Below are 20,651 nucleotides of genomic sequence, written 5' to 3' on the forward strand. Positions count from 1 at the left end.
AAGACGGGCCGTCCGAGCAATGGGTCCCGACTTTCGTCGGGATGACGGCCGGTGGGGGGGAGTCGGAGCACTCAGTGCCTCGAACTACAGCTTCAGATCCTTCAACGGCCCGGCCACCGCCTCCACCATCCCCTTGGTGATCGACTGGGTCAGCTCGAAATAGCCGGCCCACGGGTCAGGTTCCTGGGCCTTTGCCGCGGCGGCGTCGATCTGGAACAGGTTGGCGGCCTTGATCGTCTCCAGCTCATCCCAGCCGACCGGCACGGCGCAAGGAGCGCCGGGGCGCGCCCGGGTCGAGAATGGAGCGATGGCGGTGGCGCCGCGCTCGTTGCGCAGGTAATCGACGAACATCCGGCCCTTGCGTTCGACCTTGCGTATATTGGCGGTGAAGCTATCGGGTTCGTTGTCCTCGAGCTTCTGCGCGAAGGTGCGGCAGAACAGCTTGACCAGCGGCCATTCGGTCACCGGCTGCAGCGGCGCGATGACGTGGATGCCCTTGCCGCCGGTGACCATCGGGAAACTCTCGAGCCCCCTTTCACCGAGCACGTCGCGGATGTGGCGCGCCGCCTCGCGGGTGACCTTGAAGTCGAGTCCCTCGTCGGGGTCGATATCGAAGATGATGCGATCGGGCTTTTCCAGCGTATCGATATGGCTGCCCCAGATGTGGAACTCCAGCGTCGACATCTGCACCCCGGCGAGGATGCCGGCGAGATCGACCACGTAGAAATGGTCCTCCTTGTCGCTCTCCTTGAGCTCGATGGCGACGCGCTTCATCGTGTCGGGGAAGCCGCCGGTATCGTGCTTCTGAAAGAACGGCTTGCTGCCGCGCGGCACCCGCACCAGGCTGAGCGCGCGGCTTTCGATATGGGGCAGCATGCGCTCGGCGACGGCGTCGTAATAGGCGACGAGCTGGCCCTTGGTGACGCCGCCATCGGGCAGCGCCTCGCGGTCGGGGCTGGTGAGCCGGACGCCGAGCCGCTCAGCCACGGCTATCCCCATGTCGTCGGTGAGCTTCATGGGCTTGAGCTTAGCCGCTGATTTCCGCTTTGTCGCCACAGGCTTGGCCGGTGTGGTTTCCAGTTTCACCTGGCGCGCCGGCTTGTCCTGCCGGAGGCCGACAAAGGAGGGGTGGCGCAGCACGCCGTCGGGGGTGAACTCAGTGAAGTCGACCTCGCCCACCAATTCAGGCTCGACCCAGCGGGCGCGCCGGACGATGTCGCGGGGGACGGTTTCGAACGGTGGGGTCTTGCGCGCTCGCTTATCCAGCTCGGCCTGCAGCTCGGCCAAACTCTGCTGGGTGAAGCCGGTGCCGACGCGGCCGCGATAGACCAGCTTGCCACCCTCCCAGGTGCCGAGCAGCAGTGAGGCGAAGCCCTTGTGCTTGTCGGAGGGCCGCCAGCCGCCGATGACGAATTCCTGCCGGTTGGTGCACTTGATCTTCAGCCAGCTGCGGGTGCGTTCATGCCGGTAAGGCGCATCGGCCAGCTTGGCGATCACGCCCTCCTGATGCGCCTCGCACATTGCCTTCAGCACCTTGTCGCCATGCCCGCGCACGTGCTCGGAATACTGGATCTCGCCATCTTCCCGGATCTTCCCAAGGAGCTTTCGCAGCCGCTCCTTGCGCTCCAGCAACGGCAGTTTTTCAAGGTTTTCGCCATCCTGTTCGAGCAGGTCGAAGGCGAAATAGACCAGCGGGCCGCCGTTCGACAGCGCGTCCTTGAGGGTCGAGAAATCGGAACGGCCGTCCTTGAACGCGCAGATCTCGCCATCGAGCAGGGCAGAGCCCCTGGTGAGCTTGGAGAGCGGTTCGACAAGCCGGTGGAACTGCCTGGTCCAGTCATTGCCGTTGCGGGTGAAAAGCCGCACCTCCGGCCCGGCGACGGCGGCGACACAACGGTAGCCGTCATACTTCATCTCGAACAGCCAGTCCTCGCCGCTGGGCACCTCCTCCACCAGCGTTGCCAGCTGTGGCTCGCGGAAATCCGGCAGCGCCACCGCCTTGCCGCCGGTCCACACCTTGGCGGTGGGCTCGGTCGCGGCCTTGGCAGCCTTCGTCGTTGGTTTCTTCCGCGGCTTGTTGCCTTTGGCGATGCCGGGGAGGTCGCGGCCGGTCTCGACGCTGGTGGTGAACTTCTCGGTGAGGCCGTCGGTGTCGGTCGAATAGTCGTCGCGATGCTTGATCAGCAGCCAGTTCTCGCGCGTGCCGTGCCTGGTCTGGTTGTCGCGGCCCTTCATATGGACCAGCACCCATTCGCCCTTCATCCGCTGGCCCTTGAGGGTGAATTTCAGGTCGCCACCATCGAGCCCCTCGTGCGGGTCGCCAACCGGTTCCCAGGTGCCTTCGTCCCACAGCATCACCGTGCCGCCGCCATACTCGCCTTCGGGGATGGTGCCCTCGAAGTCGCCATAGTCGAGCGGGTGATCCTCGACCCGCACCGCCAGCCGCTTGTCGGCCGGGTTGGTGGAGGGGCCCTTGGTGATGGCCCAGCTTTTCAGCACGCCGTCGAGCTCGAGCCGGAAATCATAGTGGAGCCGCGTCGCGTCATGCTTTTGCACCACGAAGCGCAGCGGCTTGCCTTTCCTGGCACGCTTGGCCTTCGTCCCCGAAGGTTCAGCGGTTTTGGCGAAGTCGCGCTTCGCCCGATAGGCTTTGAGCTGTTCGTTCGGGGTGGTGGTCATCTCAGCTCGCCTTCTTGCGCGGCGCAGCTTTGGTGGCGGCCTTGCGCGCCGGTGTCGCAGCTGGCTTGGACTTGCCGCCTTCCAGGCTCTTCTTCAGCGCCGCCATCAGGTCGACGACATTGTCGCCGCGCGGGCTGCGGGAAGGCTCTTCGACCTCGGCGGTGATCCGGCGGCCCTTCGATTTCAGCTTGCGCTGGATCAGTTCGCGCAAGGCGGCCTGATAGTGGTCCTTGAAAGCTCTCGGGTCGAACTTCTCGGTCTTCTTCTCGATCAGTGCCGTCGCCACGTCGAGCAGGTCGTCGTCGGCGGATTTGGCCGGGATGTCGGAGAAGAAGCTGTCGGACTTCTTCAGCTCATCTTCGTAATGCAGCGTCTCGAGCAGGATGCCCTTGCCGCACGGCTTGATCGAAACGAGGTATTCCTTGCCGCGCAGCGCCAGCTGACCGAGCCCGACCTTCTTTGCCTTGCGCAGGGCGTCACGCACTACCCGGAAGGCGTCTTCTGCCAGCTCGTCGGCTGGGGTGAGGAAATAGGGCGTGTCGAAATACATCGGCGGGATCTCGTCCTCGTCGACGAACTGCACCAGCTCGAGGGTCTTGCGCGTCTCCAGCTTCACCGCATCGATCTCGTCGTCGGTGAGCAGCACATAGTCGCCCTTCTCGTACTCGAAGCCCTTGCGGATCTCGTCCTTCTCCACCGGGCCGACGCCGTCGACCACCTTCTCGTAATGGATCGGCTTGCCGGTCGGCTCGTGGATCTGGCGGAAGCTCGGCTTGGCGCCGGATTTCGTCGCGGTGAACATCTCGACCGGAATCGAAACGAGCGAAAGACGCAACTGGCCTTTCCAGATCGGACGGGTGGCAGGCATGGGCGTTACTCGCGAACGATTGTCTTATCGTTCAACGGCATTTGCGCCCTGAGTGTTCCACCCGGCCAACATGGGATATCGGGCCGCCGACATTGCGCCAACACCCACCGGCACATACATGTTTCCTAACGGGCCGGGCGCAAAAGGGGATGAGGCAATGGAGTTCATGGATCTCGACGGGTTGAGCCTGACGCTGATTGCGCTGGGCGTGCTCGCGGTGTTGGTGCTGTTCGCCGGCGCCAAGGTGGTGCCGCAGGGCTACAACTTCACCGTGGAGCGGTTCGGCCGCTACATCCGCACTCTCAAGCCGGGTTTGAGCCTGATCATTCCGTTCGTCGACGGTGTCGGCCGCAAGATGAACATGATGGAGCAGGTGGTCGACGTGCCGCACCAGGAGGTGATCACCCGCGACAACGCCACGGTCACCGTCAACGGCGTGAATTTCTACCAGATCCTCGACGCCGCGGCAGCGGCCTATGAAGTGGCGCAGCTCGAACTCGCGGTGCAGAACCTCACCATGACCAACATCCGTACGGTGATGGGCTCGATGGATCTCGACCAGTTGCTTTCCAACCGCGACGAGATCAACCAGCGCCTGCTCAAAGTGGTGGATGCTGCGGTGCAGCCATGGGGCCTCAAGATCACCCGCATCGAGATCAAGGATATCGACCCGCCCAAGGACCTCGTCGAATCGATGGGCCGGCAGATGAAGGCGGAGCGCGAGAAGCGCGCGCTGATCCTCGAGGCCGAGGGCAAGCGGCAGGCTTCGATCCTGCAGGCCGAGGGCCAGAAGCAGAGCCAGGTGCTGGAAGCCGAAGGACGGCGCGAAGCGGCGTTCCGTGACGCCGAGGCGCGCGAGCGTTCCGCCGAAGCCGAGGCCAAGGCCACTCAGGTGGTGTCGGACGCCATCGCCTCCGGCAACGTGCAGGCGATCAACTATTTCGTCGCCAACAACTACATCAAGGCGCTCGAAAGCCTCGCCAAGTCGCCCAACCAGAAGGTGCTGATGCTGCCGGTCGAGGCGGCCAGCGTCATCGGCGCCATCGGCGGCATCGCCGAGATCGCCAAGGAAACCTTCGGTGCCGAGAAGCCGGCCACCAGGCCGACCAGCGGCCGTCCGCCGTCCACCACCTGATCCGGTCATTGGTGAAAGCGCTCCAAGGAGGCAGACATGCAGGTCATCGACTTCATCGCCACCCACGGCGCGTGGTCCTGGGTAGTGGCCGGGCTGATCCTTCTGGCGCTGGAGCTGGTCGTGCCGGGCGGGGTGCTGGTCTGGCTCGGTGGCGCAGCGCTCGCCACCGGGGTGCTGGCGCTGTTCGTCAGCATCTTCTGGCCGCTGCAGTTCGTCATTTTCGGCGCCCTGGCGCTGGTCAGCATCGGGTTGTGGCTCAAGTTCCGCGGCCCGGGCGTGGCATCCGACCGGCCGTTCCTCAACCAGCGGGCCAACCGCTTCATCGGGCAGGAGGCGGTGCTAGACGAGCCGATCCGCGACGGCATCGGCCGGCTGGCACTTGGCGATACCGTGTGGCGCGTACAGGGCCCGGATCTCGCAGCCGGCTCGCGGGTGCGGATCGTCGACGCGGATGGCGCGCTGCTGAAGGTGGAAGCCGCCTAGACATTCAGCGTTCCAGGCGCACCTCACAAGGTTTCCTTAACCATAAGCTGCAAGGGTTCGTTGACCATTATCGCCCGAGGCAGTGCAGCAGATGCGAACGAGGAGAGCCGGCTTTGCCGTCAGCGCTACTGCGCTGGCGCTGCTCGCGATTCCTGCGAGCGCAGGCGAAATCATCCCGCTCGGCGACGGTTCGGCGACCAACAATGCCGACTTGCTTGGCAGCCCGGCGATCGACTGCGCCAACTGCGCGGCCACACCGCCTTATGAATGGGGCAACCAGCCGTTCGAGCTCGACTGGAGCCTGGGCCTTCGCGGTGGCATCAAGGATGACGGCACCGGTGGCAGCCCTAGCTATGAACTGATCGCGCTGCCGAGCGTGACGCTGAAGCACCAGACCATTCGCGGCGGCTATGACGTCGGGTTGAGCGGCGAGCTCGGCTACGACCTCGATGGCAGCGCCCGGATCGGCTCGATCACGGGCACGGCGGGGGGCGAATACAAGCTCGATGCGCTGACGACGCTCGCCGGGCGCGCCAACCTCAAGGTGTCGCAGGACGATCCGAACGGGCCGGACTATGCCAGCAACGTCGCTTCCACGCCGGTTGTGGTATCCGGCGATGGCGAGATCAGCGCCGCGCGCGATCTCGGAGCGTTCAACCTGGCCGTGCGCGGCAGCGCCGGGCGCGAGGTCTATGGCGAGACCGTCTATGATGACAACTCGACCTCCGACAACAGCTTCCAGAGCACGACGGCCTATGGCGCCGGCGCCCGGCTTGGCTATGAGCTGACGCCGGGACTGGTTGCCTTCGTCGACGTAGAGGCGGACTACCTGGCGTACGATGCCCCGTCGCCGAGCCTGCTGGTCAAGCTCGACAATGTCACCTATGCGGGCCGCGGGGGGCTCAGCGCCAAGTTCAGCGAGACGCTGCAGCTCGAGGGCTCACTGGGCCTCGGCTACACCGACCTCACCGACGGCACGCTCGGCGATTTCTCTGCCGTGCTCTACGACGCCAAGGCGGTGTTCCGCCCCGACGAGACGCTGACCCTGACCGGCGCCTTCACCACGACGATCTCGCAGCCGGGCACCACGTCGGGCGCCACGGCGAAGCTGATCTACGCCGCCACCGGCCAGGTCGAGTATCTGGTGAACCCGTGGCTGAAGCTGCGGGCCGATGCGCAGTGGAGCGAGGCGCACTACCAGGGCATCGACAACGACGAGTACAAGTGGGGCCTTGGCGCCGGGGCGGACTACCTGCTCAACGAGCATACCGACCTCACGGCCGATTACAGTTTCGTGAGAGCGGAGAAGACCCCGGACCCCGCCACCGACGAGCATCAGGTGACGGTGGGGGTGAAGTTCCACCGGTAGAGCAGGGCCAGGGCGATAACGCTGCACGTTTGGCCCCACACGCGGTATGCGAACCGAGGCTCTGCAGGTCCCCCAAACTCGGTGTCATCCCCGCGAAAGCGGGGAACTCCGTTTGCGATCGTGCGGCAGGCCAAAAAAACAGAGGTTCCCGCTTTCGCGGGAATGACCCGGTGGGTGGGGCACTCCCCGATGGGAGACGTGAGACGAGGGCCAGCGCGCAGTCCGTGAGACGTTCCCCTAAATCAGATGCCGGATCTGCTTGCGGAACGCCTCGGAGAGATCGGGCCGATCGAGCGCGAACACCACGTTGGCGGTCAGGAAGCCGAGTTTCGAGCCGCAGTCGAACGACTGGCCCTTGTACTTCACGCCGCTGAAATGCTGCTGGGTCATCAGCGTCTGCATGGCGTCGGTGAGCTGGATCTCGCCGCCGGCGCCGCGTTCCTGATCGGCGATCAGCGAGAAGATCTGTGGTTGCAGGATGTAGCGGCCGGAGATGATGAGGTTGGAGGGGGCCTCTTGCCGCTTCGGCTTTTCCACCATGCCGGTGATGCGGAAGCCTTCGTCAGGACCGGCGCCGCGCGCCACGACGCCATAGGACGAGACATCGTCCATCGGCACCTCTTCGACGGCAATGACGTTGCCGCCGCTGGTCTCGTAGGCATCCATCATCTGCCGCAGGACACCCGGGACGCCCTTGAACACCATGTCGGGCAGCAGCAGCGCGAAGGGCTGGTCGCCGACCAGTTCGCGGGCGCACCAGACGGCGTGCCCCAGGCCCAGCGGTTCCTGCTGACGGGTGAAGCTGGTCTGGCCGGCCGAGGGCAGATCCTTCTGCAGCTCTTTCAGCGCCTCGCTCTTGCCGCGGATTTCGAGGGTATGCTCGAGCTCGTACTGGCGGTCGAAATGATCCTCGATGACGCCCTTGTTGCGGCCGGTGACGAAGACGAAGTGTTCGATCCCCGCCTCGCGCGCTTCATCCACCGCGTACTGAATCAGCGGCCGATCGACCACCGTCAGCATTTCCTTGGGCATCGCCTTGGTGGCAGGCAGGAAGCGGGTGCCGAGACCCGCGACCGGGAACACGGCGGTGCGCACGCGATTGGGCAAGGAGGACTCCTGAAAAAGGCGGGAGGGGAGGCTATAGGCGGGCTATAAGGCGTTTCTTAGCACCTCGCAAATTAGCGTCCACGCCATTAATTTCTGGTTTTGAGGGTTGGACCATGACGGTTCTGGTCACAGGCGGCGCCGGCTATATCGGCAGCCATATGGTGCTGCGGCTTGCCGACGCGGGGCAGGCGGTGGTGGTGCTCGACAACCTCAGCACCGGCTTCGATTGGGCCATCGACCACCGGGCGACATTCGTCGAGGGCAATGCCGGCGACATGCAACTGGTCGGCAAGCTCATCGCTGAGCATGGCATCGCCGAGATCGTCCATTTCGCCGGCTCGATCGTGGTGCCGGAATCGGTCAGCGACCCGCTCAAGTACTACGCCAACAACACGGCGACCTCGCGCAACCTGATCGAGGCAGCGGTGAAGGGCGGGGTGAAGCACATCATCTTTTCCTCGACCGCGGCGGTTTATGGCAATGCCGGGCTCGAGCCGGTGGCCGAGACCAGCCAACTGATGCCGGAATCGCCCTATGGCCGCTCCAAGCTGATGACGGAACTGATGCTGGCCGATGTCGCCGCGGCTCACCCCTTGACCTATGGCGTGCTGCGCTACTTCAACGTCGCCGGCGCCGACCCCAGGAAGCGCAGTGGGCAGTCCTCGCCAACCGCCACGCACCTGATCAAGGTCGCCGCGCAGGCGGCGCTGGGCCAGCGCCCGAGCATGGGGATTTTCGGCACCGACTTCCCGACGCCCGACGGCACCGGGGTGCGTGACTACATCCATGTCAGCGACCTGGTCGAAGCGCATGCCTTGCTGCTCGAGTACCTGCGCAAGGGCGGCGCCTCGGTCACCATGAACTGCGGCTACGGCCGCGGCTTCTCGGTGCGCGACGTGGTGCGCACGGTCAAAGCGGTCTCGGGCGTCGACTTCAAGGTGATCGAAGAGCCGCGCCGCGCCGGCGATCCGGCTTCGATCGTCGCCAAGGCCGACAAGGTGCGGCAGGTGCTGGGCTGGAAGCCGGCGCATGAGGATCTCACCGAGATCGTTGACGCCGCGCTGAACTGGGAGCGCTATTTAGCCACACGAAACAGGTAGCGATTCGCCATGCAACGTCACCTCGCCTTCGTCGTCGCGTTCCTTGGCCTCATCTCACCGGCCTTTGCTCAACCGGTGGAGAGCTTTGAGTCCTTCATCAAGAACTTCGAGGCGACGGCGGTGGCCGCGGGTGTCACGCACGAAACCTACGCCAAGGCGATGTACGGGCTGAAGCCCGATCCGAATGTGCCGGCGCTGGTCACGGCGCAGCCCGAGTTCACGACGCCATTGTGGGACTACATCGAGAAGCGCGTTACCGAATGGCGCCTCGACAAGGGCAAGGAAGCCATCGAGCAGAACAAGGCGCTGCTGACGGCGATGGGGCAGAAATACGGCGTCGACCCCTACCTGCTGGCCTCGATCTGGGGCATCGAGACCAACTACGGCCGCGTGCTGAGCGATCCCCAGTATATCCGTCCGATCATCCCGTCGCTTGCAACGCTCGTGCATCAACGGCGCGTTCGGCTCGAAGGCGACACGGCGGACCTGATCGCGGCACTGCTGCTGGTGCAGCGCGGGCCGCTGGACGCTACCCAGCTGGTCGGCAGCTGGGCCGGCGCCATCGGCCACCTGCAGGTCAACCCGAGCAACGTCATCAAATACGGCACCGACGGCGATGGCGATGGCGCTGTCGACCTGCACAACTCTCTGGCCGACGCGCTTGCAACCTCCGCCACCTACATCATTGGTCTGGGTTACAAGCCCGGCCTCGACTGGGGCTACGAGGTCGATGTGCCGGATGGGTTCGATTACCTGCTGGCGACGCGCGACCAGTTGCGGCCGATCTCGTTCTTCACCGAGCTCGGCATCAAGCGGGTCGGCGGCGCCGGCTTCAGCGACCCCTCGATCCCGGTGTTCCTCTACGCGCCGACCGGGGCGAAGGGGCCGAAGTTCCTGATGACCAACAACTACCTGATCCTCAAGGGCTACAATTTCTCCGACAGCTACGCGATGGCGATTTCGCATCTCGAGGACAGGCTGCAGGGCCGCGGCGAGTACGTCACCCCCTGGCCGCGGGACACCAAGTTCCCCAACCTCGAGCAGCGCCGGGCGATCCAGGAGGCGCTGATCAAGCTCGGGCTTTACGAGGGCAAGGTCGACGGGCGCATCGGGCCGGTGAGCCAGGCAGCCTACGCCAAGTTCCAGGCGTCGAAGGGCGAGGTGGCCGACGGGTTCATTACGCTGCACAGCTACGAGGAACTGGTGGCGGCGGCGAAGTAGCCGCGTTCATCGCTGCTGCTCCTGAGTTGCCGGTCAACCACCGACGCTGAATCAAACTCGATGTCATCCCAGCGAAAGCTGGGACCCAAGCATCCGCTTGCGCTGTGGCGAGTTGGGTCCCAGCTTTCGCTGGGATGACACCGGTGGGGGTGGAGGGATTGGTGGTTCCCTCGGAACGCGGCAAAGGGAGCAATCCCCCGATAGATTTATCGCGAGCGGTCTTCAACTCACCGTCGTTCGTCAGCTAAATGGCGGCCATGCAGAAGAAACCCAACCGGTTCGTACTCTGGGTCGTCGGCGCCGTGGTGGCGGCGCTGGTGCTGACCGACATGCTACCGATGTTTGCGCAGGCGCGCGAAGCCGAGCTGGCAGTGCCGGCGATCGCCCAACAGATCGAGGACGGTCGGATCCTCGTGGCGCAGCAGGAGCAGGCTCCGCCGCGCAAGAAGCGACGCACCCTGATGGACCTGTTGTTCGGGGATGACGAGCAGCAGCAGGAGCAAGCCCCGGTGGTGGAAAAGCCGGTGGTGAAGAAGCAGAAGAAGGCGGCGCTGCCGCCGCCGGAAAAGCCCAAGATCGAGAAGGCCACGGGCGCGACGCGGCTTGCGGTGTTCGGTGACTCGATGGCAACCGATGTCGGCAAGGCGCTGGAGCGCTTCTATGCCGAGGATCCGAACATGGCGATCCTGACGCAGGGCGTCGGCTCGTCGAGTTTCGTCAGGCCGGATTTCTTCGACTGGCCCAAGACCATCAGCGAACAGATCACCGCCAACGGGTTCGACATTGCGGTCATCATCATCGGCATCAATGACCGGCAGAAGATGCGGCTCAACGGCGAGGTCTACGGCTCGCTGACGCCCGAGTGGACCACCGAATATTCGGCCCGCGTCACCAATGTGGTGAAGGCGCTGCGCGCCGCCAACAAGCCCACCATCTGGATCGGGCTGCCGCCGATGGAGGCGCCGAAGTTCGGCAAGGCGATGATCCAGGTCAACGAGATCCAGCGCCTCGCGGCGTTCAGCGGTGGCGCCGAGTTCCTCGATATCTACGAGAAGTTCGCCACCGAAGAGGGGGGCTACACGGCGCGCGGCCCCGACCTCAACGGCAACCAGGTGCGTATGCGCAAGGAAGACGGCATCCACTTTTCCGCTGCCGGCGCCGACAAGCTGGCCTTCTACCTGAGCCAGAGCCTCAAGAACTACTATCGCGGCGGCGGCACGGTGGGCATCGAAGTCGCCGATCCGCTGCTCGGCACCGACGCGCAACTGATGATGCGGCCGCCCTATCAGGGGCTGGGGCAGATGAAGCTGCTGGAAGTGGCGGGTGCGGTGATCTCGCTCACCAATACGCCGCGGCGCGCCGCGGATCTGGTGACGGCCGACATGGCCGATGCGGCGACCGTCGGCTTTGATCTGACGCAGATGATCGAGGCGCCGGTCGGGCGTGCCGATGCGTTCGGTGTCGGCAAGGTCGAGAATCCCAACCCGAAATGAAGCGGCGCGCCGTTCTCGCCGGCCTCGCCCTCATCGCAGGAGCCATTCCCGCCATGGCCGATGACCAGGCTTTCCTCGCCGCCGCGCGCGACAACGATGCCGCGGCTCTCACCCACTTGCTGGCGGCGGGGCAATCCGTGGACGTACGTGACAGCGGCGGCCGCACGGCGCTGCTGCTGGCGACCCACGCCAACGCGATCGAGGCGGCGCGGGTGCTGATCGAGGCGGGTGCCGATGTCAACGCCAAGGACGACATCAAGGACACGCCCTACCTCTATGCTGGCGCCGAGGGGCGGACCGAGATCCTGAAGCTGCTGCTGGCGGCCGGCGCCGACCTCAGGGATACCAACCGCTTCGGTGGCACAGCGCTGATCCCCGCGGCGGAGAAGGGGCATCCCGAGAATGTGCGGTTGCTGCTCGCGGCCGGCGTCGACCCCAACCACGTCAACGGCCTCGGCTGGACGGCGCTGCTCGAGGCGGTGATCCTCACCGATGGTGGGCCGGTCTACCAGGAGATCGTCGCCGACCTGATCAAGGGCGGCGCCGACGTGAACCTCGCCGATGCCGACGGGGTGACGCCGCTGGCCCATGCCAGGGCGCGCGGCTATGCCGAGATCGGAAAGTTGCTCGAGGCGGCCGGCGCGAAATAGCGCTTTCAGGATCGGGCTGTGCCGGCGCAGTGTTGGGCTCGGTGTAGATTTACCCATCGGACTGTGGCTTCCCTCCCCTTGAGGCGAGGGACCGAGGGAGGGGCTGGTGCAGTCAGCACCGAGCGTCCCTCACCACCCCCACCTCCCACCCCTCCCCTCAAGGGGGAGGGGAGCTCAGACGGCGCAGTATCAGTCAGCGCTCATGCCTCGCTGGCCGCCGACACCAGGTTGTTGCGGAGGTTGGTGATACCGCGCTGCAGGATGCGGAATTCGTCGCGGTTCAGCCCGGCCGCTTTGTAGGTGACCTTCGACAGCTCCCGGGCTTTCTCGCGCAATTGCCGGCCGGTTTCGGTCAAGCGCACGAACACCATCCGCTCATCCTCAGTGCCACGCGTCCGCGTGACATAACCCATCGCTTCGAGGCGCTTGAGCATCGGGGTCACCGTGCTCGGCTCGAGGAACAGCTTGTCGCTCAACCCTTTGACGGTCTGCTCGTCCTGTTCCCACAGCGCAACGACGGCGACGTATTGCGGGTAGGTGAGCCCAAGTTCCTCCAGCACGGGCTTATAGACCCGCGAGTAGGCAAGGTTGGCCGAGTAGACGGCAAAGCACATGAAGTCGGCGAGGCCCGCTTCCTGGTCACGCTGCGGTTCAGCCATCGGGGAACTCCGTTCGCAAAATCATTATCGCGATAACTTTTTTGCTTGTACGGCCGCGCGAGCTGTGACACAAGTCGCGCCGTAATGATTATCGCGATAACTAAATGGTGGTGTTGGCGCGGCCTGCCAAGCCCCGATGTGAAACGAACGGAAGAGCAATGAACCAGATTGAAAAGATCCTCTACACCGGCCGCACCCATACCAGCGGTGGCCGTGCCGGCACGGCGCGCAGCTCGGACGGTGCGCTCGACGTGGCGCTGTCGCCGCCCGGCTTCGGCAACGGCACCAATCCCGAGCAGCTATTCGCTGCCGGCTGGTCGGCCTGCTTTCTCGGCGCGATCGGCGCGGTGGCCAGCAAGCTCAAGGTAGCACTGCCGGCCGAGCGCACGGTGGATGCAGAAGTCGACCTGGTGATGGAAGGCGAGCAGTATGGCCTCAGGGCCCGGCTCAATGTCAGCCTGCCGGGCCTCGAGCGCGAGCTCGCAGAGCAGCTGGTCGCCGCGGCGCACCAGACCTGCCCCTATTCCAAGGCAACGCGCGGGAATATTCCTGTCGAGATCAATCTGGTTTGATTGATGGCGAAAAGCAGCTCCAGCCCACCACTCGGTGTCATCCCTGCGAATGCAGGGACCCAACTCACCGCTGGCACGGTCTGATAGATTGGTCCCAGCTTTCGCTGGGATGACATCAGGTGTGTGCAGCGAGAGACGGCCGAAGAAGCAAAAAAAAGGGGCGCCCGAGGTGCCCCTTCATTCATTCTGTAGCCCGGCCTTACCGCGGCAAATCGGTCTTGCCCATCAGCCACTCATCGATCGAGCGGGCGCACTGGCGGCCTTCGCGGATGGCCCAGACGACCAGCGACTGGCCGCGACGCATGTCGCCACAGGCGAAGAACTTCTCCCTGGAGGTCTGGTACTTCATCGTGTCGGCCATGACGTTCGAACGCTTGTCGGTCGCGACGCCCGCGTCCTGCACGAGGCCTTCCTGCACCGGGCCGAGGAAGCCCATGGCGAGCAGCACCAGGTCGGCCTTGAGCACGAACTCGGTGCCCGGGATCGGCTGGAACTTCTCGTCGGCGCGGGCGCATTGCAGGCCCGTTACCTTGCCGTTCTCGCCATCGAACCGGATCGTCGCCACGGCGAAGTCGCGGGTGACGCCTTCCTCCTGCGAAGACGAGACGCGGAACTTCACGGGGTAGTTCGGCCAGACCAGCGCCTTGTTCTCCTTTTCGGGAGGCATGGGCATGATCTCGATCTGGGTCACCGAGGCAGCGCCCTGACGGTTCGAGGTACCGATGCAGTCCGAGCCGGTGTCGCCGCCGCCGATGACGACGACATGCTTGCCGCCGGCGAGGATTGGGGTGACGTTGTTCAGCGGCTCGCCGGTGACGCGGCGGTTCTGCTGGCCGAGGAAATCCATGGCGAAATGGATACCGTCGAGCTCGCGGCCCGGGATCGGCAGGTCGCGCGGCTTCTCGGCGCCGCCCGACATGGCGATGGCGTCGTACTGGCTGGCGAGCTCATCGGCGGTGATGTCCTTGCCGACATTGACGCCGGTATGGAGCGTCACGCCTTCGGCCACCATCTGCTCGACGCGGCGATCGATCTGCGTCTTGTCGAGCTTGAAGTTCGGGATGCCATAGCGCATCAGGCCGCCGATCTGCTGGGCCTTCTCATAGAGATGCACATCGTGGCCGGCGCGCGCCAGCTGTTGGGCCGCGGACATGCCGGCCGGGCCCGACCCGATCACCGCGACCTTCTTGCCGGTCTTGTTCGGATTGATCTGCGGCTTGATCCAGCCTTCTTCCCAACCCTTGTCGACAATGGCGCACTCGATCGACTTGATGTTGACCGGGGTGTCCGGGATGTTCAGCGTGCAGCTCGCCTCGCACGGGGCAGGGCAGATGCGGCCGGTGAACTCGGGGAAGTTGTTGGTGGAGTGAAGGTTCTTCAGCGCCTTCAGCCACTCGCCCTTGTAGACGAGGTCGTTCCAGTCCGGGATCTGGTTATTCACCGGGCAGCCGTTATGGCAGTACGGAATGCCGCAATCCATGCAGCGCGCCGCCTGGTCGCGAGTGCCCTTGTCGCCCAGGGGAATGGTGAACTCGTTGTAGTTCTTCAGCCGCTCGGCGACCGGGAGATAGTCCCGGTCGACGCGATCGATTTCGAGGAAGCCTGTTATCTTGCCCATGACGAACCTCTACCTGTTCGTGAAGTTTGTGCGATTGACGCTGCGCACGAAGCAGTCAGCGCCTCGATATTCCTGTCCGACGTGGTCGGCCTGAACCTGTTTTCGCAGCGCCGCTTCCGTCTGCCTCAGCACCAGCGGGCAGCTGTCCATGCGGTACTCGGCGCTCTTGCGGCCGAAGGACGAGTAGTGAAACTCGCCTGCCTTATCGACGTAGAACAGCACCACGATCGCCGGGCGATCATCGATGGCCGGAGCCGGAGCGTTGCTTACCCTCGCTTTCGGCGGCTTCTTGCCGTGGCAGGTCGAGCCGATATACGGCATCGAATAGAGCGCAGGCTGGTTCTGCTCGAGCGCGGTGCGCCGCGCCACCACCTCGCTGATGCCATCGCACATGCCCAACCCCGCCTTCTCGATATGCATCGTGATGGCGATGGTGTGGACCTTGCCTTTGGCATCGACGAAATGCAGGTCGACCTTCTGCGGATAGAGCGGCACCGATTTGGCGGCGGCAGCGCCTGCAAGGCCGAGGGCCAGCAGGCTCGCCGCCACCAGGAGGCGGAGAATGCGTGTCATTCCGCCGCCACCTGCTGCGCCGCCTCGCGGGCCTTTTCCATCTTCTGCAGGGCCTTGCGATACTCGATCGGCATGACCTTCCTGAACTTGGGCAGATACTCGTCCCAGTTTGAAAGGATGTGGTTGGCACGCGAAGAGCCGGTGAAGCTCTTGTGCCTGAGGATCAGCTGGTAGAGCCGGTCGGCATCGCGACGCTGCAGGTCATGCAGGATCTCGACCACGCCCATGGTCTCGAGGTCGCCGTGGTGGCCGAAGTCGCGGCCATTGAGGCGTTCCTCTTCGACGACCGGCTCGAGCTCGACCATCGACATGTTGCAGCGGCTCTCGAAGCTGTCGTCCTCGTCGAGGACGTAGGCGACGCCGCCGGACATGCCGGCCGCGAAGTTGCGGCCGGTCCGGCCCAGCACCACCACCACGCCGCCGGTCATGTACTCGCAACCGTGGTCGCCGGTGCCTTCGACAACCGCGATGGCGCCGGAGTTGCGCACGGCGAAGCGCTCGCCGGCTACGCCGCGGAAGTAGCACTCACCGGTGATGGCGCCATAAAGCGCGGTGTTGCCGATGATGATCGAGTCCTCGGGCACATAGCCGCGTTCTTCGGGCGGCCGGACCACGAGGCGTGCGCCGGAAAGGCCCTTGCCCACGTAGTCATTAGCCTCGCCGACCAGATCGATCGAGATGCCGCGCGCTGCCCAGGCGCCGAAAGCCTGGCCGGCCGTGCCGGTCAGCGACACCGCGATGGTGTCTTCGGCGAGGCCGGCATGGCCGTAGCGCTTGGCCACCGCACCGCCGAGCATGGCGCCCGCCGAGCGGTCGACGCTGGTGATCTTCTCGACGATCTTGACCGGGGTGCCGTGGTCGAGCGCGGGCTGCGCCGCGGCGATCAGGCGACGGTCGAGGACCTTGTCGATCGGGTGGTTCTGGCCTTCAGTGTGGGTGATCCCCACGCCTTCCGGCGCGAACGGCTTGTGGAAGAGCTTGCTGAAATCCAGCCCCTTGGCCTTCCAGTGGTCGATGGCCTCGCTCTTGTCGAGCATCTGCATCTGCCCGACCATTTCCTCGAACCGGGTGTAGCCCATCTCGGCCATCAGCTCGCGCACTTCCTCGGCGACGAAGAAGAGGTAGTTGATGACGTGCTCGGGCTTGCCGGTGAAGCGGGCGCGCAGCACCGGATCCTGGGTGGCGACGCCAACCGGGCAGGTGTTGAGGTGGCACTTGCGCATCATGACGCAGCCGGCCGCGATCAGCGGCGCGGTGGCGAGACCGAACTCGTCGGCGCCGAGCAGGGCGCCGATCACCACGTCACGGCCGGTGCGCACGCCGCCATCGACCTGCACCGCGATGCGGCTGCGCAGCCGATTGCGGACCAGCGTCTGCTGGGTTTCGGCGAGGCCGATTTCCCAGGGCGAGCCGGCATGCTTCAGCGAGGTCAGCGGCGAAGCGCCGGTGCCACCCTCGTAGCCCGAGATGGTGACATGGTCGGCGCGCGCCTTGGCGACGCCGGCGGCAACGGTGCCAACGCCGACTTCCGAGACGAGCTTCACCGAGACCTGGCCGGTCGGGTTGACGTTCTTCAGATCGAAGATCAGCTGCGCCAGATCCTCGATCGAGTAGATGTCATGGTGCGGCGGCGGCGAAATGAGGCCGACGCCCGGGGTCGAGTGCCGGACCTTGGCGATGGTCTCGTTCACCTTGTCGCCGGGCAGCTGGCCGCCTTCGCCGGGCTTGGCGCCCTGGGCCATCTTGATCTGCATCATGTCGGAGTTGACGAGATACTCCGTCGTCACGCCGAAGCGGCCCGAGGCCACCTGCTTGATGGCCGAGCGCTTGCTGTCGCCGTTCGGCATCGGCTTGAAGCGATCGACTTCCTCGCCGCCCTCGCCGGTGTTCGACTTGCCGCCGATCCGGTTCATGGCGATGGCCAGCGTGGTGTGCGCCTCGAGTGAGATCGAGCCATAGGACATGGCGCCGGTCGAGAAGCGCTTGACGATCTCGGCCGCCGGCTCGACCTGGTCGAGCTCGACGGGCGCGCGGCCTTCCTCGTCCGCCTTCTTGATGCGGAAGAGCGAGCGAATGGTGACGTACTTGTCTTCGACCTCGTTCACGAGCTTGGAAAACTCGCGGTACTTGTCGCGGGCATTGCCACGGGCGGCATGCTGCAGGCTGGCGACCGTCTCCGAGCGCCAGACATGCGCCTCGCCGCGCTGGCGGAAGGCATAGTCGCCGCCGACGTCGAGCACGTCTTCGAGCACCGGCGAGTTGCCGAAGGCATCCTGGTGCCGCAGCACGGTTTCCTCGGCGATCTCCTTCAAACCGGCGCCTTCGATGGTGGTGGCGGTGCCGGTGAAGTAGGTCGAGACGAAATCCGTCGACAGGCCCACGGCGTCGAAGATCTGCGCGCCGCAATAGGACTGGTAGGTCGAGATGCCCATCTTGGCGGTGACCTTCAGGATGCCCTTACCGATCGCCTTGATGTAGCGGTAGATGATCTCGTCCGCGTCCAGCTCACCCGGCAGGTCGCCCTGCATCGCAGCCAGCGTCTCGAACGCCAGATACGGGTTGATCGCTTCGGCGCCATAGCCGGCGAGAGCGCAGAAATGGTGGATTTCGCGCGCTTCGCCCGTCTCGACCACGAGGCCCACCGAGGTCCGCAAACCCTTGCGGATCAGGTGATGGTGGATACCGGCGGTCGCCAGCAGGGCAGGGATCGCCACCCGCTCGCGGTTCATGGCGCGATCGGACAGGATGATGATGTTGTCGCCCGAGTGGACGGCCATCTCGGCATCCGAGAACAGCTGGTCGAGCGCCCGCTTCATCCCATCTGCGCCTTCCGACACCGGATAAGTGATGTCCAGCGTCTTCGACCGGAACGGGTTGTCTTCCATGCCGCCGATGGCGCGGATCTTTTCCAGATCCTCGTTGGTGAGGATCGGCTGGCGCACTTCGAGCCGCTGCCGGCTGTTGCCGCCCTTGAGATCGAGCACGTTCGGCCGTGGCCCGATGAACGAGACGAGGCTCATCACCAGCTCTTCGCGGATCGAGTCGATCGGCGGGTTCGTCACCTGCGCGAAGTTCTGCTTGAAGTAGGAGTAGAGGAGCTTCGACTTGTTCGAGAGCGCCGAGATCGGCGTGTCGGTGCCCATCGATCCCACAGCTTCCTGGCCGGTGGCGGCCATCGGCGGCAGGATCATCTTCAGATCTTCCTGGGTGTAGCCGAAGGCCTGCTGGCGATCGAGCAGCGGCACATCCGAGGTCTTGGGCTCGAAATGCACCGGCGGCAGCTCCTCGAGCACGATCTGGGTACGGCCCAGCCACTGCTTGTAGGGGTGCGCGTTGGCGAGCTCGGCCTTGATCTCCTCGTCGGAGACGATACGGCCCTGCTTCAGGTCGATCAGCAGCATCTTGCCCGGCTGCAGGCGCCACTTCTTCTTGATCTTTTCGGCCGGGATCGGCAGCACGCCGGCTTCCGAGCTCATCACCACTTCGTCGTCTTCGGTGACGAGGTAGCGCGCCGGACGCAGGCCGTTGCGGTCGAGCGTCGCGCCGATATGGATGCCGTCCGAGAAGCACATGGCGGCGGGGCCGTCCCACGGCTCCATCAGCGCGGCGTGATACTCGTAGAAGGCGCGGCGATCCTCATCCATCAGCGGGTTGCCGGCCCAGGCTTCCGGGATCAGCATCATCGCGGCATGCGGCAGCGAGTAGCCGCCACGGATCAGGAATTCGAGCGCGTTGTCGAAACAGGCGGTGTCCGACTGGCCGGGATAGGAAATCGGCCACAGCTTGTTGATGTCGCCGCCGAACAGCGGCGAGGACACCGAAGCCTGCCGCGCCGCCATCCAGTTGACGTTGCCGCGCACGGTGTTGATTTCGCCGTTGTGGCAGACGAACCGGTAGGGGTGGGCCAGCCGCCAGGACGGGAAAGTGTTGGTCGAGAAACGCTGATGCACCAGCGCCAGCGCCGACTCGAAATCGGGGTCGTGCAGGTCGCGGTAATAGGCGCCGAGCTGGGCGGCGAGGAACATGCCCTTGTAGACGAGGGTCCGGCAGCTCATCGACACGATGTAGAAGTCGTTCGGCTTGCCCTCGAAGGCCGAGTAGATCTTGGCCGACATCACCTTGCGGATGATGTAGAGCTTGCGCTCGAACGCCTCTTCATCCTCGATGCCGTCGCCGCGGCCGATGATCACCTGCCGGTGGCAGGGCTCGGTAGCGACGATCTCGGGATCCTTGCTCAGCGACGAGTTGTCGGACGGCACGTCGCGCCAGCCGATGACCGTCTGGCCTTCGTCCTCGATCACCTTGCTGACGACGCGTTCCATCTTGGCGCGGAGGTCCGCGTCCTGCGGCATGAAGATGAAGCCGACGGCATACCTGCCCTTTTCCGGCAGGTGGAAGCCGAGCCGGGCGCTCTCCTTGACGAAGAACTTGTGCGGGATCTGCACCATGATGCCGGCGCCATCGCCCATCAGCGGATCGGCGCCCACGGCACCGCGATGCTCGAGGTTCTCGAGGATGGCGAGACCGTTCTGCACGATCTTCTGGCTGGGCTGGTTCTTCATGTTGACGATGAAGCCCACGCCGCAGGCATCGATCTCGCGCATGGGATCATAGAGGCCCTCGGCCGCCGGACGCATCACGCCTACTGGCAGATCGGTGCGGTAGCCGTCTTTGCGATTGGCGGTATCCGCGACGGGAAGTGAGACAGTTCCGTTCCGTGCATCAGCCATTTGCAAAGTCCTCTGTTTGCAGTCGTCTTCGAGACCAGGACGGGTGTCCCGGTGTTCAAGTTCCTTTCGACGCGCCTTCAGCCCCCAGTCGTACCTCAGTGTACGGCTCGAATCCGAGTGCGCAATCCTTTAGTGGGGAGCGGCTCTGCATCCAAATGGCCGCTCGTACGGGCTCGATAAGGCCCCACCCCTCCGTTTCCGCTATCGACAAGCGGGCCAGCCGGATCGGCGTGTGAAACGCATCCGGGGAGACCGGCCGCTCACGAAATTGGACAGACGTGCTGTCCTATCGAGGCTACATTTGCATAATTCCAAACTGCGAGCAAGCGTCCGGGGACACTTTTTTGCCGTGTTGTGACTGACGCGGCGTAGGAGATCGCGGGGAAGGAATAGG

General features: G+C 64.7%; 15 protein-coding genes. 8 read left to right on the plus strand and 7 right to left on the minus strand.

From position 1 onward, the window contains the following. Positions 1-84: 84 nt before the first annotated feature. On the minus strand, positions 85-2,679 hold the full coding sequence (gene ligD, locus AC1ROK_RS18560) for a DNA ligase D (protein ID WP_492849613.1): 2,595 nt from the start codon (positions 2,677-2,679) through the stop codon (positions 85-87). A 1-nt stretch (position 2,680) separates the two neighbouring features. Beyond that, complete coding sequence (ku, locus tag AC1ROK_RS18565; RefSeq protein ID WP_492849615.1) at positions 2,681-3,547, minus strand: non-homologous end joining protein Ku; 867 nt, start codon at positions 3,545-3,547, stop codon at positions 2,681-2,683. A 157-nt stretch (positions 3,548-3,704) separates the two neighbouring features. On the opposite strand from ku, the gene AC1ROK_RS18570 reads away from it, so the two are divergent. From AC1ROK_RS18570 to AC1ROK_RS18580, 3 genes are all read left to right on the plus strand, one after another. Then, positions 3,705-4,682, plus strand: coding sequence for an SPFH domain-containing protein (locus AC1ROK_RS18570; protein WP_492849617.1), 978 nt, complete (start codon positions 3,705-3,707; stop codon positions 4,680-4,682). Positions 4,683-4,718: 36 nt separating this feature from the next. Continuing rightward, the gene (locus tag AC1ROK_RS18575) at positions 4,719-5,165 is read left to right on the plus strand and encodes an NfeD family protein (protein WP_492849619.1); all 447 of its coding nucleotides are present in this window, start codon (positions 4,719-4,721) and stop codon (positions 5,163-5,165) included. 91 nt (positions 5,166-5,256) lie between these two features. Next, positions 5,257-6,534: an outer membrane beta-barrel protein gene (locus tag AC1ROK_RS18580; RefSeq protein ID WP_492849621.1), complete on the plus strand. Its 1,278-nt coding sequence runs from the start codon at positions 5,257-5,259 to the stop codon at positions 6,532-6,534. Between the two features lie 237 nt (positions 6,535-6,771). On the opposite strand, the gene galU is transcribed toward AC1ROK_RS18580, so the two are convergent. Beyond that, positions 6,772-7,641 (minus strand): UTP--glucose-1-phosphate uridylyltransferase GalU, encoded by an 870-nt coding sequence (gene galU, locus AC1ROK_RS18585; protein ID WP_492849623.1) that lies wholly within the window; start codon positions 7,639-7,641, stop codon positions 6,772-6,774. 113 nt (positions 7,642-7,754) lie between these two features. Here galU and galE point away from each other — a divergent pair, with 113 nt between their 5' ends. The 4 genes from galE (at position 7,755) to AC1ROK_RS18605 (ending at position 12,105) form a co-directional block, all read left to right on the plus strand. After that, positions 7,755-8,741 carry a UDP-glucose 4-epimerase GalE gene (galE, locus tag AC1ROK_RS18590; RefSeq protein WP_492849625.1) on the plus strand — a complete coding sequence of 329 codons (987 nt, stop codon included), beginning with the start codon at positions 7,755-7,757 and terminating at the stop codon, positions 8,739-8,741. 9 nt (positions 8,742-8,750) lie between these two features. Further along, the gene (locus tag AC1ROK_RS18595; protein WP_492849627.1) at positions 8,751-9,962 is read left to right on the plus strand and encodes a lytic murein transglycosylase; all 1,212 of its coding nucleotides are present in this window, start codon (positions 8,751-8,753) and stop codon (positions 9,960-9,962) included. Positions 9,963-10,219: 257 nt separating this feature from the next. Next, entirely contained in the window at positions 10,220-11,455 is a 1,236-nt protein-coding gene (locus AC1ROK_RS18600; RefSeq protein WP_492849629.1) for an SGNH/GDSL hydrolase family protein, read from the plus strand. Beyond that, entirely contained in the window at positions 11,452-12,105 is a 654-nt protein-coding gene (locus tag AC1ROK_RS18605) for an ankyrin repeat domain-containing protein (RefSeq protein ID WP_492849631.1), read from the plus strand. Before AC1ROK_RS18600 ends, AC1ROK_RS18605 begins: the two co-directional genes overlap by 4 nt. 200 nt (positions 12,106-12,305) lie before the next feature. Here AC1ROK_RS18605 and AC1ROK_RS18610 read toward each other — a convergent pair whose 3' ends face one another. Continuing rightward, positions 12,306-12,764 carry a MarR family winged helix-turn-helix transcriptional regulator gene (locus tag AC1ROK_RS18610; protein WP_492849633.1) on the minus strand — a complete coding sequence of 153 codons (459 nt, stop codon included), beginning with the start codon at positions 12,762-12,764 and terminating at the stop codon, positions 12,306-12,308. Between the two features lie 158 nt (positions 12,765-12,922). Between AC1ROK_RS18610 and AC1ROK_RS18615 the strand changes: the two genes are divergently transcribed. After that, positions 12,923-13,336, plus strand: a complete 414-nt coding sequence (locus AC1ROK_RS18615; protein ID WP_492849635.1) for an organic hydroperoxide resistance protein — start codon at positions 12,923-12,925, stop codon at positions 13,334-13,336. 199 nt (positions 13,337-13,535) lie between these two features. Here the strand turns inward: AC1ROK_RS18615 and AC1ROK_RS18620 are convergent, their stop codons facing one another. Genes AC1ROK_RS18620 through gltB form a run of 3 tightly spaced genes read right to left on the minus strand, consistent with a single transcriptional unit; the run spans position 13,536 to position 20,164 of the window. Then, complete coding sequence (locus tag AC1ROK_RS18620; RefSeq protein WP_492849637.1) at positions 13,536-14,954, minus strand: glutamate synthase subunit beta; 1,419 nt, start codon at positions 14,952-14,954, stop codon at positions 13,536-13,538. Positions 14,955-14,963: 9 nt separating this feature from the next. Further along, on the minus strand, positions 14,964-15,527 hold the full coding sequence (locus AC1ROK_RS18625; protein ID WP_492849639.1) for a hypothetical protein: 564 nt from the start codon (positions 15,525-15,527) through the stop codon (positions 14,964-14,966). Beyond that, on the minus strand, positions 15,524-20,164 hold the full coding sequence (gltB, locus tag AC1ROK_RS18630) for a glutamate synthase large subunit (RefSeq protein ID WP_492850016.1): 4,641 nt from the start codon (positions 20,162-20,164) through the stop codon (positions 15,524-15,526). The genes AC1ROK_RS18625 and gltB overlap by 4 nt, the downstream gene beginning before the upstream one ends. Between the last annotated feature and the right edge of the window lie 487 nt (positions 20,165-20,651).

The organism is Devosia sp. GW821-FHT12F11 (assembly GCF_058806655.1).